The 13,928-nt window shown below is 66.9% G+C and carries 12 protein-coding genes; 10 read left to right on the top strand and 2 right to left on the bottom strand.

Annotated elements, in window-relative coordinates; all coding sequences use genetic code 11:
• Positions 1–48 precede the first annotated feature (48 nt).
• The 6 genes from lptD to WDO72_15755 are packed head-to-tail and all read left to right on the top strand — an operon-like array spanning position 49 to position 6,554.
• A complete protein-coding gene (gene lptD / locus WDO72_15780) occupies positions 49–2,220 on the top strand; it encodes an LPS assembly protein LptD (protein ID MEJ0087136.1) in 2,172 nt (723 codons plus the stop codon).
• An 11-nt stretch (positions 2,221–2,231) separates the two neighbouring features.
• Positions 2,232–3,545, top strand: a complete 1,314-nt coding sequence (locus WDO72_15775) for a peptidylprolyl isomerase (protein ID MEJ0087135.1) — start codon at positions 2,232–2,234, stop codon at positions 3,543–3,545.
• A complete protein-coding gene (pdxA, locus tag WDO72_15770) occupies positions 3,542–4,522 on the top strand; it encodes a 4-hydroxythreonine-4-phosphate dehydrogenase PdxA (GenBank protein MEJ0087134.1) in 981 nt (326 codons plus the stop codon). The genes WDO72_15775 and pdxA overlap by 4 nt, the downstream gene beginning before the upstream one ends.
• Complete coding sequence (gene rsmA, locus WDO72_15765; protein ID MEJ0087133.1) at positions 4,523–5,299, top strand: 16S rRNA (adenine(1518)-N(6)/adenine(1519)-N(6))-dimethyltransferase RsmA; 777 nt, start codon at positions 4,523–4,525, stop codon at positions 5,297–5,299. It abuts the gene before it with no gap.
• 20 nt (positions 5,300–5,319) lie between these two features.
• Positions 5,320–5,700, top strand: a complete 381-nt coding sequence (gene apaG / locus WDO72_15760) for a Co2+/Mg2+ efflux protein ApaG (protein MEJ0087132.1) — start codon at positions 5,320–5,322, stop codon at positions 5,698–5,700.
• Between the two features lie 14 nt (positions 5,701–5,714).
• Positions 5,715–6,554: a symmetrical bis(5'-nucleosyl)-tetraphosphatase gene (locus tag WDO72_15755; GenBank protein ID MEJ0087131.1), complete on the top strand. Its 840-nt coding sequence runs from the start codon at positions 5,715–5,717 to the stop codon at positions 6,552–6,554.
• A gap of 100 nt (positions 6,555–6,654) precedes the next feature.
• On the opposite strand, the gene WDO72_15750 is transcribed toward WDO72_15755, so the two are convergent.
• Positions 6,655–7,278: a hypothetical protein gene (locus WDO72_15750; protein MEJ0087130.1), complete on the bottom strand. Its 624-nt coding sequence runs from the start codon at positions 7,276–7,278 to the stop codon at positions 6,655–6,657.
• 150 nt (positions 7,279–7,428) lie between these two features.
• Between WDO72_15750 and WDO72_15745 the strand changes: the two genes are divergently transcribed.
• Genes WDO72_15745 through WDO72_15730 form a run of 4 tightly spaced genes read left to right on the top strand, consistent with a single transcriptional unit; the run spans position 7,429 to position 11,316 of the window.
• Positions 7,429–7,944, top strand: a complete 516-nt coding sequence (locus WDO72_15745) for a 3-hydroxyanthranilate 3,4-dioxygenase (GenBank protein ID MEJ0087129.1) — start codon at positions 7,429–7,431, stop codon at positions 7,942–7,944.
• Positions 7,941–8,756 (top strand): cyclase family protein, encoded by an 816-nt coding sequence (locus WDO72_15740; protein ID MEJ0087128.1) that lies wholly within the window; start codon positions 7,941–7,943, stop codon positions 8,754–8,756. The genes WDO72_15745 and WDO72_15740 overlap by 4 nt, the downstream gene beginning before the upstream one ends.
• A complete protein-coding gene (gene kynU, locus WDO72_15735; GenBank protein MEJ0087127.1) occupies positions 8,753–10,072 on the top strand; it encodes a kynureninase in 1,320 nt (439 codons plus the stop codon). The genes WDO72_15740 and kynU overlap by 4 nt, the downstream gene beginning before the upstream one ends.
• Positions 10,069–11,316: an NAD(P)/FAD-dependent oxidoreductase gene (locus tag WDO72_15730; protein ID MEJ0087126.1), complete on the top strand. Its 1,248-nt coding sequence runs from the start codon at positions 10,069–10,071 to the stop codon at positions 11,314–11,316. The genes kynU and WDO72_15730 overlap by 4 nt, the downstream gene beginning before the upstream one ends.
• Here the strand turns inward: WDO72_15730 and WDO72_15725 are convergent.
• Positions 11,309–13,870, bottom strand: coding sequence for a right-handed parallel beta-helix repeat-containing protein (locus WDO72_15725; GenBank protein MEJ0087125.1), 2,562 nt, complete (start codon positions 13,868–13,870; stop codon positions 11,309–11,311). The genes WDO72_15730 and WDO72_15725 overlap by 8 nt on opposite strands.
• Between the last annotated feature and the right edge of the window lie 58 nt (positions 13,871–13,928).

Here is a 13,928-nt window from a genome sequence, read left to right as displayed (position 1 = left end):
ACTGTGCCATTGACCTCGAGAAAGGCCGCAACTTGCGGCCTCGGACTGATGCTGCTACTCGCGTTCGGAGCGCGCGCGGACGAGCCGGTCTGCCCGAGGCCCGCGGAACCGACCGGCGCTCCACTTCCGGCACCGGTTCGCACCGATCCATCCGGTGAGCCGGTCACCATCGAAAGCGACGACGACAATTTCACGGCCGACGTGAATGGCAACGTCGTGGTGTCGGGCAACGTCGTGATGCGCCAGGGCGACCGCAGCATTCGCGCCGACCACCTCGAGTACGACGCCGCGCAGGGCAAGGCCAAACTCGAGGGCGGGGTCGAATACCACGACCCGCAGCTCACCGTGCGCGGCAATTCCGGCAGCTACTCACCGACGCTCGGCACGGAATTCGAAGGCACCGAGTTCGAGCTGCCGGAGCGGAATGCGCGCGGCGCCGCCCGCACCATGCAGATGGACGCCGACGGCAAGGTGACGCTCGAGGGGGTGTCCTTCACCACCTGCCCGGTCGAAGACGTGGCCTGGCAGATGAAAGCCCGGCGCATGGAGCTCGACACGCACGCGCAGATCGGCACGGGCCGCGGCACCAGCGTCGAATTCAAGGGCGTGCCCATCGTCTATCTACCCTGGGTGTCGTTCCCGATCGGCACGCAGCGCAAGAGCGGCTTCCTGTTCCCCGGCATCGGCGCCTCCTCGCGCAGCGGCCTGCAGATCGACGAGCCTTACTACTGGAACATCCGCCCCAACTTCGACCTCACGGCGCAACCGGTGTACTACGGAAAACGCGGTCTCGACCTGTCCGGCGAGATGCGTTTCCTGACCCGCCGGCAGCGCGGCACGTTGTCCTGGAACTACCTGCCCAGCGACGACCTCACCGGCACCGACCGCAGCCGCATCCAGCTCGTGCACGTCGCGGAGCTGCCGGGCGAATGGCGGTTCCGCATCGACGCCACGGACGTGAGCGACAGCGACTATTTCGAGGACTTCGCCCAGGGGCCGGAGGGCACGAGCGTCGCCTTCGCCGAACGGCTGGCGGAGGCCAGCTACCGCGACGAGCACCTGAACGTGCGCGCGCAGCTGCAGCAGTTCCAGACCATCGACGACCAGCTGCCCGACGTCGATCGCCCGTACGCGCGCACGCCGCGCGTGCTGGCCTCGGGCGACTGGGACGCGGGGCTCGGCGCGCTCGAATACGGCTTCGATGCGGAGTACGTGAACTTCGATCGCAACGTCGGCGTCACGGGCTGGCGGCTCGATGTCGCGCCGCGCCTGGGGCTGGATTGGTCTGCGCCCGGATACTTCGTGCGCCCGTCAGCCGGTTACCGCTACACGCAATACGCATTGCAAAACGAGGCGCCGGGCACCGATGCTTCGCCCACGCGCAGCCTGCCGTTCGCCTCGCTCGACGCGGGCCTGGTGTTCGAACGCCAGGCCGGCTCGCACGGCCAGCGCCGCATGACGCTCGAACCGCGCGCGCTGTACCTGTACACGCCATTTCGCGAACAGAGCGACCTGCCGCTGTTCGACACCGGCCTGCCGGACCTGAACCTGGTCGAGCTCTACCGCACCAACCGCTACGTCGGCGCGGACCGCGTCAACGATGCCAACCAGATCTCGTTCGGTCTCACCAGCCGCCTGTTCAATGCCAACACCGGCGCGCAATACCTCGCGGTCAGCGTGGGCCAGGCTTACTACTTCGAAAAGCCGCGCGTCGTATTGCCCGACGAGCCACCGGCGACGCGCGACACGTCGGACTTCATCGCGCAGGTATCGCTCACGGCGTACAAGAACTGGAATCTCGAGGCCGGCATCCAGTGGAATCCGGAAGATTCGCGCAGCGAGCGATCGCAGTTCCGGCTGCAGTACCGCCCCGATGGCGATCGCGTGGTGAACCTCGCCTACCGCGCCCAGCGCGACCGGCTCGAGCAGGCGGACATCTCCTCCGCCTGGCCCATCGGCAAGCGCTGGAACGCCTACGGCCGCATCGTCTACAGCCTGCGCGACAGCGAGACGCTCGATCGCTTTGCCGGCTTCGAATACAAGGCCTGCTGCTACCGGCTGCGCGCGGTCGCGCGCCGCTTCATTTCCAGCCGCACGGGTGAACAGGACACGGGCTTCTACCTGCAGCTGGAACTGAACGGACTAGCCAGTGTCGGAAAAGCAGACGCTTTCCTGGAACGCACAATTCGAGGATACTCGCCGGAAAGTTCCGCCCGGTGAAAAACAACTACATGATTTCCAAAGCATTTCCGCGTGCCTGCGGCATTCTCGCCGCCACCCTTCTCGCCTCCGCCGCCTTCGCGCAGACCCGCGAAGCGTCGAGCTCCGGCGTCCTGCTGGATCGCGTCGCCGCCACCGTCAACGAAGGCGTGGTGCTGTCGAGCGAGCTCGACGAACAGATTCTCGTCATCGCCGAACGCATGCGGCAGCAGAAGCTCGATCTGCCGCCCACCAACGTGCTGCGCCAGCAGGTGCTCGACCGTCTGGTGCTGCAGGAACTGCAGATGCAACGCGCGAACCGTGCCGGCATCAAGGTGGCCGACGAACAACTCAACAACGCGCTGGCGGATGTCGCCGAGACCAACAATCTCAAGCTCGCCGATCTGCCGGCAGCGCTCGCGAGCCAGGGCATCGACTACGCGGGCTATCGCGAAGGCATCCGCAAGGAGATCGCGCTGCAGATCCTCAAGCAACGCGACGTCATCGCGCGCATCAACGTGAGCCCGCGCGAGATCGATCAGTTTCTCGAACGGCAGCGCAAGATGCCGTCCGAATCCAACGAGTACAACGTCTCGCACATCCTGGTGGCGGTACCGCAGGCGGCAACACCGGAAGAGCTCGACGAAGCGCAGAAGAAGGCCGACGAGGTCTATCAGAAGGCGACCGGCGGAGAAGATTTTGCGCGCCTCGCGGTGGCCTACTCGAATGCGCAGACGGCGCTCGAGGGCGGCTCGCTGGGCTGGCGCAAGGGTTCGGAGCTGCCTACCTTCCTCGGCGAAGCGATCGCAGGCATGAAGGCCGGCGATGTCACCAAGCCGATCCGCACGCCGTCGGGCTTTCACATCGCAAAGCTCAACGAGATGCGCGGCAACACGCAGGTCATCGTCAACCAGGTGCACGCGCGCCACATCCTCATCAAGCCGAACGAGCTGCAGGACGACGCCACCGTGCAGCAGAAGCTCGCCTCGATCCGCGACCGCATCCTCAACAAGGGCGAGAATTTCGCGGCCGTGGCGTCGGTCGTTTCCGAGGACCCGGGTTCAGCCGCCGAAGGCGGCGACCTGGGCTGGGCCGGTCCCGGCACCTACGTGCCGGAGTTCGAAAAGACCCTCGCGCAGCTGCAGCCCGACGAAATCAGCCAGCCGTTCCGCACGCAGTTCGGCTGGCACATCATCCAGTTGTTAGGCCGGCGCCAGTTCGACACCACCGATGACGTGCGCCGCCAGCGCGCTTTCGCCGCGCTGCGCGAGGCGAAAGCCGACGAAGAAACCGAGCTGTGGCTGCGACGGCTGCGCGACGAGGCGTACGTCGAGTACAAGCTCTGATTCCGGTAAAGATCGCCGTCACCGCGGGCGAACCCGCCGGCATCGGCCCGGATCTCTGCCTTGCATTGTCCCAGGAAGACTTCGCCGCCGATCTCGTGATCCTCGGCAGCCGCGCGTTGCTCGCCGAGCGCGCGCAGATGCTCGGCCTGGACGTGGCCTTCGACGACTATCTACCCGGCACGGCAATGGCGCGTCGGCCGGGCCACCTCGCCGTCCTCGACATCCCGCTGGCCAGCCCCTGCGTGGCGGGCCGGCTCGACCGCGCCAATTCCCGGCACGTGATGGCCATGCTCGACCGCGCCATCGACGGCGCGACGCAGCGCGAATTCGCCGCCATCGTGACCGCGCCGGTGCAGAAGAGCGTGATCGCCGATGCCGGCGTGCCATTCATGGGCCACACCGAATATCTTGCCGCGCGCACCGGCGCCGCCCACCCCGTCATGCTGCTGGCCGCCGATTCATTGCGCGTGGCGCTCGCTACGACGCACCTGCCGCTGCGCGCCGTCAGCGATGCGATCACGCCGGCTTTGCTCGATGTCACGCTCGGGATCCTGGATGCCGACTTGCGCCGGCTGTGGGGCATGGCGCGGCCGCGCATCGCGGTCTGCGGCCTGAACCCGCACGCGGGCGAGAGCGGCCATCTCGGCACCGAGGACCGTGACGTGATCGCCCCCGCCATCGAACGCGCGCGCGCCGCGGGCCTGCTGGTAGATGGCCCCATCCCCGCGGATACCGTGTTCGTGCCGCGCGCGCTGTCTAACTACGATGTGGTGCTGGCCATGTACCATGATCAGGGCCTGCCGGTGCTCAAACATGCCGGTTTCGGGCACGCGGTCAACGTCACGCTGGGCCTGCCCATCGTGCGCACGTCGGTGGATCACGGTACGGCGCTGGATCTGGCCGGCACCGGCCGCGCCGATGCGGGCAGCCTGATCGCCGCGACGCGGCTCGCCATCGAGTTCGTGGGCAGGCACTAGTTGGTCTTCGCCCGCAAGCGTTTCGGCCAGCACTTCCTGCATGACCGCGGCGTGCTGGAGCGCATCGTGCGCGAGATCGCGCCCACGCCCGACCAGGCCTTGCTCGAGATCGGCCCCGGCCGCGGCGCGCTGACCGAGCTGCTGCTCGGCAAATCGCGCACGCTCGATGCGATCGAGATCGACCGCGATCTCGCGCAGCAACTGCGCGCGCGCTGGGGCGCGCCGCAGGGTTTCGAGATTCACGTGGCGGACGCGCTCGATTTCGATCTGGCGGCGCTGGCGCGCACGCGCGGCGCGCGGCTGCGCGTGATCGGCAACCTGCCCTACAACATCTCGACGCCGCTGCTGTTCCACATCGCCGCGGCGCACGAACACATCGACGACGTGCACGTGATGCTGCAGAAGGAAGTCATCGATCGCATCGCGGCCGCGCCCGGCAGCGGCGAGTACGGCCGCCTGACGGTGATGCTGGCGCCGTGGTTCGAGGCCCGGCATCTGTTCGACGTGGGCCCGGGCGCGTTCACGCCAGCGCCGCGGGTGTGGTCGGCGGTGGCACGCCTGGCCGTGCGGCGCGAACCGGCGTTCGTGGTCCCGCCGGCTTTCGCGCGCACCGTTTCGGCCGCCTTCTCGCAACGGCGCAAGACGCTGCGCAACGCGCTCAAGGCCCTCGTGGGTGTCGAGGCCATCCTCGCCGCGGGAGTGGACCCGACCTTGCGTCCGGAAATGCTGACACCCGCGCAGTTCGCCGCGATCGCGGCGCATGTGCCCGAAGCTTGATCCGGTATCATCAGGATCGCATGGAGCAGAGCCAGCACAAGATCCGCGTCGACGTCGACACGACCTATCTCGAAGATCAATCCGATCCCAAGGAACGGCGCTACGTGTTCTCGTACACGATCACCATCCGCAACGAAGGCAATGTGCCCGCGCGGCTTCTGACGCGTCACTGGATCATCACGGATTCGAACGGCAAGGTGCAGGAAGTGCGCGGTGAAGGAGTCGTGGGCGAGCAGCCCTATCTCAAGCCCGGCCAGGGGTTTCGTTATTCCAGCGGCGCGGTGCTCGAGACTCCGGTCGGCGCCATGCAGGGCAGCTACCAGATGGTGGATGACGACGGCGAGCAGTTCGATGCGCCCATCTCGCCGTTCCGCCTGGCCATGCCGGGCCTGCTGCATTGAGCTCCTGACAAACCATGGCCCGTTACGCCATCGGCGACATCCAGGGCTGCTGCGACGATCTGAAGGCGCTGCTCGAGCGCTGCAACTACTCCGCCGATCGCGACCAGCTCTGGTTCGTGGGCGACCTCGTCAATCGCGGTCCGCAATCGCTGGAAACCTTGCGCTTCGTGCGTGCGCTCGGCGCGAACGCCACCGTCGTGCTCGGCAATCACGACCTGCATCTGCTGGCGCTCGCGTATGGCTCGAGGCGCAAGCAGAAAGAAGGCGACACGTTGGCGGCGGTGCTCGACGCTCCCGACCGCGATCAGCTGCTGGAGTGGTTGTCAGGCCGGCCGCTCGCGGTGTTCGACGAGCCGCGCGGCGACTTCCTGGTCCACGCAGGCCTCGTCCCCGAGTGGACGCCGCGCCAGGCCGCGAAATACGCGCGCGAGGTCGAAGCCGTGCTGCGCGACGACGGACGCACCCTGTTCGACGCCATGTACGGCAACAAGCCCGACAAGTGGAGCGAAGCCCTGCGCGGCATGGATCGCCTGCGCTTCGTCATCAATGTGTTCACGCGCATGCGTTTCTGCCAGCGCGACGGCACCGTCGATCTCAAGATGAAAGGCGCGCCCGGCGATCAGCCCGACGGCTACTACCCCTGGTTCGACGTACCGGGCCGCGCCAGCCGCGACGTGCGTGTCATCTGCGGACACTGGTCCACGCTCGGCCTCGTCCGCCGCAAGGATCTGCTCGCGTTGGATACCGGCTGTGTATGGGGCGGCGCGCTCACCGCAGTCAATCTCGACGCCGACGCCGAAGCGATCCAGCTCGACTGCAAGTCACATCAAGCCCCGGGCGGCAGCGAAGCCTGAGGAATTAAAGGGGACATGCCTATTTTTCGGGCCGGTCTTTTCTCGGGCGCATCAGGATGCGCCCGAGAAAAGACCGGCCCGAAAAATAGGCATGTCCCCTTTAATTCCTCGGGACCACTTCGGCAGGCGGCACGATGTCGCTGGCGGTGGGTGCGGCCGGGTCGCCGGCCGTGTCGATCGACGGCGCAGGCGCCTCGGGTGCTGGCGCGGTCTTCGGCACTTCGGTCGGCGAAACGAACGCCGGCGATTCGGGCGCCACCGCCACTTCGGCGAACACCGGCATCGAACCCCAAGAAATGTAGATAGCCGCGGTGCGGGGCCGATAGACACTGGGCGCGAATTCCAGATCGATGGGCAACGCGCCCTCGGGTGCCACGGGCAGCACATTACGTTCCTCGCCCTGGATCTCGAGCTGCTGGACGCTGCCGGGACGCACGCGTACCGCAACACGAACCGGCCAGGTGGTTTCCTCCGGCAGGCGCGCGGCAAACCCACCCGTGCCGCTCACGCCGGACAGGTCGATGACCAGCGTGTTGCGTTTCCAGTACTGCGGATAGGTCGCGGCCGAACCATCGGCATTGACCAGGTTCAGTTCGTTGACCGCCTGCGGGCCGACCTTGGGCTTCTTGTAGAACGGCCAGACGTGCGGCATGCGCATCGAGCAGGCGCTGAGCACGAGGCTGCAGGCAACCATTGCCGCCAGGGGCACCAAACGGAATTTCACGGGGCGGCCACTCCGGACACTGTTAGTGGCGCAAACATAACACGGCCCCGAGGGCTCGAAGTCGGGGCCCGCTGACGCCGGCAGGCGACAGGAAGCGCAATTGTGGAGGGGGTCACATCGCAGGGCCGTCAGCGAATAACATACCGCCCCATGCGGCAACTGAAGGCCTTCAATTTCAAGCGCTGGATCGACGAGCACCGGCACCTGCTGAAGCCGCCCGTGGGCAACAAACTGGTCTTCACCGACAGCGAGTTCATCATCATGGTGGTGGGCGGGCCTAACGCCCGCCGCGATTTCCACGTCGATCCGGGCGAGGAATTCTTCTACCAGCTCGAAGGCGGCATCACGCTGGCGACGATTCAGGACGGCAAACGCGTCGACGTCCCGATCGGCGAAGGCGAAATCTTCCTGCTGCCGCCTGACATGCCGCACTCACCGCGCCGCCCCGCCAACACCGTCGGGCTGGTGATCGAACGTACGCGCCACGCGGGCGAACGCGACGGCTTCCAGTGGTACTGCGAGAACTGCGGTCACAAGCTCTACGAGGAATTCGTCGCGGTCACCGACATAGAAACCCAGCTTCCCCCGGTGTTCGACCGGTTCTTCGGCAGCGTCGCGAATCGCACCTGCCGCAACTGCGGCACGATCATGAACCCGCCGGCATGATCGCCGAGCTGACTTTCGGCGGACAGAAGCTCCGCGCGGCGCTCGACCGCGGCGTGAGCCTGGCGATCGCCGTGGAGTTCGGCACTCCGGGCCCGCGGCATTTCGGCGCCGGCGCTCCGACCTCGACGCCGTTCGCGATCGGCAGTTTCACCGGCAGTGTCGCCACCGGCGCCTCCGTGAACTGCGCGTCGATCACGCTCACCCCGCATTGCCAGATGACACACACGGAAAGCGTCGCCCACCTGACGCGCGAATCCGGCGACGCCTGGCGCGTCGTGCCGCGCGGCCTGCTGCCCGCGGTGGTAGTTAGTGTCATGCCGGAACCGGCGCGCGAATCGAGCGAAAGCACCGACCCGCAACCTTGGGGCACGGACACGTTGATCACCCGCCGCCGCCTGCGCGCCGCCTGGCCGATGGGCCGCATGGCCGACCCGGTTGCCGCCATCATCCGCACGCTGCCGAACGACGCCGGCAAACGCAGCCGCGACTACACCGACCTCGTGCCGCCCTATCTCACGCGCGAAGCAGTCGAATGGCTGGTCGAGAAACGCATCGAGCACCTGGTGCTGGACGTGCCTTCGGTCGACCGTACACACGATGACGGCCACCTGGTCGGGCATCGCCTGTTTTTCGGCTTGCCGCCCGGCAGCAGCGCGCGCGGTGACGCGGCGCGCTCGCGCGCCACGATCACCGAGCTCGCGTTCATCCCCGACGAAGTGGCCGACGGGCCCTGCGTGCTGTCGCTGGCGGTGCCTGCCATCGGCGGTGACGCCGTCCCCAGCCAGCCGATTGTGTATCCTCTTTTGCCATGAATGCCTCGCCAAGCTCCGTCACGAGCGACGAATTGCTGCCGCAATTCTCGGCCTCGCGGGACTTCGCGCAGGATTGCGATGCCGCGGACATCCTGGCGCCGTACCGCCGGCAGTTCGAGCTGCCGGTGAACACGAGCGGCCTCCCCCTCATCTATCTATGCGGCCACTCGCTCGGGCTCGCGCCGCGCGCCGCGCTCGACTACGTCAGCGAGGAGCTCGCCGACTGGGCGGCGCTCGGCGTCGGCGGTCATCACACCGCGACGCGGCCGTGGATCGACTACGCGCAAAATTTCTCCCGCGGCCTGATGCACGTGACCGGCGGCCTCGCCAGCGAAGTCGTCGCGATGAACTCGCTGACGATCAACCTGCACCTGATGATGGCGTCGTTTTATCGCCCGGTCGGCATGCGCGACAAGGTGCTGATCGAAGCCGGCGCGTTTTCGTCCGACCGGCACGCGATCCTCGGGCAACTGTCCTGGCACAAACTCGATGAAGCCGAAGCACTGATCGAACTCGCGCCACGCCCGGGCGAAGAGACGCTGCGCGTCGAGGACATCGAGGCGAAGATCGAAGAGCTGGGCAGCGAACTGGCGCTGGTGTTGTGGCCCGGGGTGCAATACCGCACCGGCCAGGCATTCGACTGCGCGCGGATCGCACGCGCCGCGCATGACCAGGGCGCCATCGCCGGGTTCGATCTGGCGCACGCCATCGGCAACCTGCCGCTGCGGCTGCACGACTGGGACGTCGATTTCGCGGTGTGGTGTTCCTACAAGTACCTGAACGCCGGCCCCGGCGCGATCGGCGGCGCGTTCATCCACGAGCGGCACTTCGGCCACTCGCCGTCACGGCTGTCGGGCTGGTGGGGCCACGAACCGCAGACCCGCTTCCAGATGGCGCCCGAGTTCCGCGCCGCTCCGGGCGCCGCCGGCTGGGCGGTCAGCAATCCGCCTATCTTCTCGGCCGCGCCGTTGCTTGCTTCGCTCGAGATGTTCCGCTCCGCAGGCATGGACGAATTGCGCGCCAAATCCATGCGCCTCACCGCCTATGCGGACCGGCTCATCCGCGAGCTGGCGCGTGACGTGTTGATCCTCACGCCCGAATCGCCCGATGAACGCGGCAACATGTTGTCGCTGCGTATCGTGGGTGGCCCGCGGCGCGGCCGGCGCATCTTCGACGCATTGGCGGACCGGGGCATCGTCTGCGACTGGCGCGAGCCGGACATCATCCGCATCGCGCCGGCGCCGCTGTACAACCGCTTCATCGACATCTTCGAGCTGGTCGACACCCTCGCCGCCGCGCTCAAGGAGATTGCTTGAGCCTCAAGTCGGTACCCGGCGTCAACGTCATCGGCGCCGGACTGGCGGGTAGTTTGCTGGCCATCCTGCTGGCGAAGCGCGGCTTCAATGTCACCGTGTACGAACGCCGTTCCGATCCCCGGCTGGCGGAAACCGATGGCGGCCGCTCGATCAACCTCGCCCTGGCGGCGCGCGGCATCCGCGGCCTCACGCTTGCCGGGGTGCTCGATCGCGTGATGCCGCTGGCCACGGTGATGCGCGGCCGCATGGTGCACGAATACGACGGCAATGCCGCGCTGCAGGTGTATGGCGTGCGGCCGGACGAAGTGATCCACTCGGTCTCGCGCGCCGGACTGAACCGTGTGCTCATCGAAGCCGCCGCGGCACTGCCGAACGTGACGCTGAATTTCGGCCAGCTCTGCCTTGGGCTCGCGCACGAAAAGACCGTGCTGGAAATGCGCGACGAAGCCACCGGGCGCATCTATCACACGGCGCCGCAACCCAGCATCGCCGCCGACGGCGCGGGCTCGGAGGTCCGCGACAGCCTGCTGGAGCGGCAGGTCGCGACCGTGCACGAAGCACCGCTCGATCACGGCTACAAGGAACTGACGATCCCCGCGCGCGACGGCAAACACGTGATGGACCCGAACGCGCTGCACATCTGGCCGCGCGGCGGATTCATGCTGATCGCGCTGCCGAATCTCGATGGCACGTTCACCGCCACGCTGTTCCTCGCCCAGCACGGGCAGAACAGCTTCGACGAATTGAATTCGGCAGGCGCGGTCGAGGGATTTTTCAGCCGCGAGTTCCCGAGCGCGCGAGTATTGATGCCCGACCTGGCGCGCGAGTTCTTCGAACATCCGCAGGGCTCGCTCGGCACCGTCTATACGCAGGGCTGGCACCTCGACGGCGACCTGTTGTTGTTAGGCGATGCGGCGCACGCCATCGTGCCGTTTCACGGCCAGGGCATGAACTGCGCTTTCGAAGATTGCGCCGAACTGATCCGCCTGATGGACCGGCATGACACCTGGCCCGGGTTGTTCGAAGCGTTCGAAGTCGAGCGCAAGCCCAACACCGATGCGATCGCGCAGATGGCGCTGGAGAACTATGTCGAGATGCGCGAGGCGGTATTGAGCGAGGAATACCGCCGGAAGAAGCATGAAGAGGAAGAGCGGGAACGGAAGGATCCGAACTACATTCCGCGCTACTCGAAGGTGATGTTTCATCCGGAGATCCCGTTCCGGGATATCCGCGCCGTCAGTTGATCAGCACCCGGAACTGCAATTCAAACCACGTGTTGCCGCCGCCGTTGCCGGCCATCGTGCCCTTCGGCCGCAGGCGCACCGCGTTGACCGCGGCGTCGGTACCGTCGCCACCCGGCACCGGCACGTAGGTCCACGTCGCGCCGCCATTGTTGGAGAAATCCACGTCGTCAGTGACGCTGTTGAGCGCGGTGTAGGTCCAGGTCAGCGCGCTGCTCGGCGTGCCCTGCACGAACGCCACCGGGCCCGAACCGGGCGTGCCGAGATCCGCAACGTACAGGCGCGTGTTCGCCGGCAGCGGGTCGACGATCGCCAGCGCGTTGCTGTCGACCACGCCGCTGCCCTGGTTGGTGACACGCACGGCGTAGAGCTTGGCCGCTCCGGGAATGCTCTTCGGATTGGTGGTGTTGTTCACCGGATCGGAAAAGGTCTGCGCGGTCTTCGTCACGACGAGCGTGGGACCTGCGCTCGCCATGACGTTGCCGCCGAACTCGGAAGTCTCTCCACCGAGCGTCGCCGTGGCGCTGAGACGCGTGCCGATCGCAACCGGGCCCGGCGCCGCGATGCGAAACGCGAAGCGATTGGTCGTGTCGGTGCCCTGCGCGAGTCCGTTGACGTTGCCCGGGCCGTAGGTACCCGTCGTCGCATCGAGATCCGCGCCGGAACCTTCGGTGAACGTGCCGAGATACGTGAGTCCCTCGCCGAAGCCGCTCGGATCGGCCTGCGCGACATACAACTCGATGGCGCTGCCCGGCCGGGCAAACCCGTTGAACGATAGTTCGGTGCCGATCAGCGCGGCCGCGGCCACCACCGGGTAGTTGCGCAGGCCGTTGGGGCCGGCATCCGCGTCGCCGTTGTCGTTGATCGTCACTCCCTGCGGACTGCCCAGGCTGTTCGGATCGAGGGAGCGCGGATCGAGATCGATCGAGAGCCCGCCGTTGCTGTCGAAGCTGTTCTGCGAAATCGTCGTGCCGCTGGCGTTCATGACCAGCACGCCGGCGCCGGCGTTGTCGCGTATGAGATTGCGGCTGAAGGTCACGGCCGAGCCGCTGTAGTCGTAGGCCGCCATGCCGATGGGTTCGGCCGATGCGGCGCCGCCCCCGACGCTGGCGAAACCGTTGCCGCGCACGGTGTTGTTCGTGATGGTGATGCTGCTTGCCGAGGCGCCGCCGCCGAAACCCAGCTCGATGCCGCCGCCGCGCTGGTCGCGCGTGAGATTCGCGGTGACCTGGATGGACAACACAGTGCCCACCAGCAGGATGCCGTCGAAGGTATCGGTGTGGCCGGAAGTCGGGCGCGCCACTTCGTTCAAGGTGACCAGCGAGCCGGTGCCGCCGCCCTGCGTGCGGATGCCGGAGTTGTTAACTGTCACGAAGTTGTTGCGCACGGTGGCATTCGAACCCGCGAATTCGATGCCGTAGGTGGTGCCGCTGTTGTCGCTGCTGTCACCCGAGGCGGTCATTCCGACCAGCATGTTGCGCACCAGGCAGCCGCTGCCGGCGAGCTGTAGATAGCCCTGGCGCAACGCCAGCCCGAGCACCGCGGTGTTGTTGCCGCTCAGGACCAGGACGTTGTTGCCCGCCGCGAGCTGCACTTCCGGGCGTGGAAACGTGGGTAGTGAGACCGCATCCACGCCCACGCTTCCGCCGCTGCCGAGCGAGCCCGCGTTGGTGTTGCCGATATTCACGGTCTGCGTGGTTCCATCGAGGCGTGTGCCGCCGCCCGAGATCGCGGGCAGCGCGGCCGCCAACGTGATGACGGCGACGCCGCCGGTCAGCGCGCCGCTCGGAATCATGAAGATGCTCGACTCCGAACCGCCCGGCAGAAACGACGTCGAACCATCGATCTGGCCGCTGCCCGACTGCGCCAGCGCGCCCTCGCCACCCAGCGCGTTCGCGTTGATGACGAATTGCCGCAGCGAACCCTGGCAGGGGTAGCTGGAATTGGCCGGGGTACAGGTGGCGGCGTCGCGCATGTTCACGACGGTGTCGAAGTTGAAACCGAAATCGAGGCCACTGACGGTGGTACCCGCAGCCGCCGGTGTCGCCGTGGTGATGGACTGCGGCACCCGCGTGCCGGCGGTCAGCGTCGAGTAGTTCGATGAGCCGGGATTCACCACCGCATCGCTGACGCCGGGCGATTCTCCGCCGACGCGATTGGTCACGTCGACCGCCGTGCCGCCGGTGGCGTCGGTGCGAAACGTCTGCACCGGAACACAGGTCGTGCACGCGGTGCCGCCGGTGCGCGCCGAACGCACCGAGCCATTCACCACGCGGACACGCATCGCGACGGCCGTATTGCCGGAAGTCAGCGAGTAGACGCCGCTGGCATTGGTGGTCGTGGAGGCGATGAAGGCGCCGTCGCTGACTCGATAGAGCTCCACGACGACGTTCTGCAGCACCGTGCCGCCGGACGCGGTGCGGGTGCGGCCCGCGCCGCCGCCGTAATTCGCATCTTCGAAGACCGTGCCGGAAAAGGTCGCGGCCTGCGCCAGAGGAGCGCAGAGCGCGGCCAGCAGCAATGCCACTCCTTTTATTGTGCGCAGCGGGTCGAACATGCCCGGCAGTCTACGGGGGGCTTCTCAGGCTTTCCCCTAGCGGATCACAGTTTGAGGC

The sequence above is a fragment of the Pseudomonadota bacterium genome (genome assembly GCA_037200975.1).
Classification (GTDB): Bacteria; Pseudomonadota; Gammaproteobacteria; order Steroidobacterales; family Steroidobacteraceae; genus CADEED01.
Note: the sequence above shows the minus strand (reverse complement) of the source record. Positions and strands in the feature narration are given on the sequence as shown.

Excerpts from the sequence above, each read along its gene's own strand:
- WDO72_15745 (MEJ0087129.1), top strand. The coding sequence starts at position 7,429 with ATGCGGCAACTGAAGGCCTTCAATTTCAAGCGCTGGATCGACGAGCAC.
- lptD (MEJ0087136.1), top strand. The coding sequence starts at position 49 with ATGCTGCTACTCGCGTTCGGAGCGCGCGCGGACGAGCCGGTCTGCCCG.
- WDO72_15725 (MEJ0087125.1), bottom strand. The coding sequence starts at position 13,870 with ATGTTCGACCCGCTGCGCACAATAAAAGGAGTGGCATTGCTGCTGGCC.
- apaG (MEJ0087132.1), top strand. The coding sequence starts at position 5,320 with ATGGAGCAGAGCCAGCACAAGATCCGCGTCGACGTCGACACGACCTAT.
- WDO72_15775 (MEJ0087135.1), top strand. The coding sequence starts at position 2,232 with ATGATTTCCAAAGCATTTCCGCGTGCCTGCGGCATTCTCGCCGCCACC.
- WDO72_15755 (MEJ0087131.1), top strand. The coding sequence starts at position 5,715 with ATGGCCCGTTACGCCATCGGCGACATCCAGGGCTGCTGCGACGATCTG.
- kynU (MEJ0087127.1), top strand. The coding sequence starts at position 8,753 with ATGAATGCCTCGCCAAGCTCCGTCACGAGCGACGAATTGCTGCCGCAA.
- WDO72_15740 (MEJ0087128.1), top strand. The coding sequence starts at position 7,941 with ATGATCGCCGAGCTGACTTTCGGCGGACAGAAGCTCCGCGCGGCGCTC.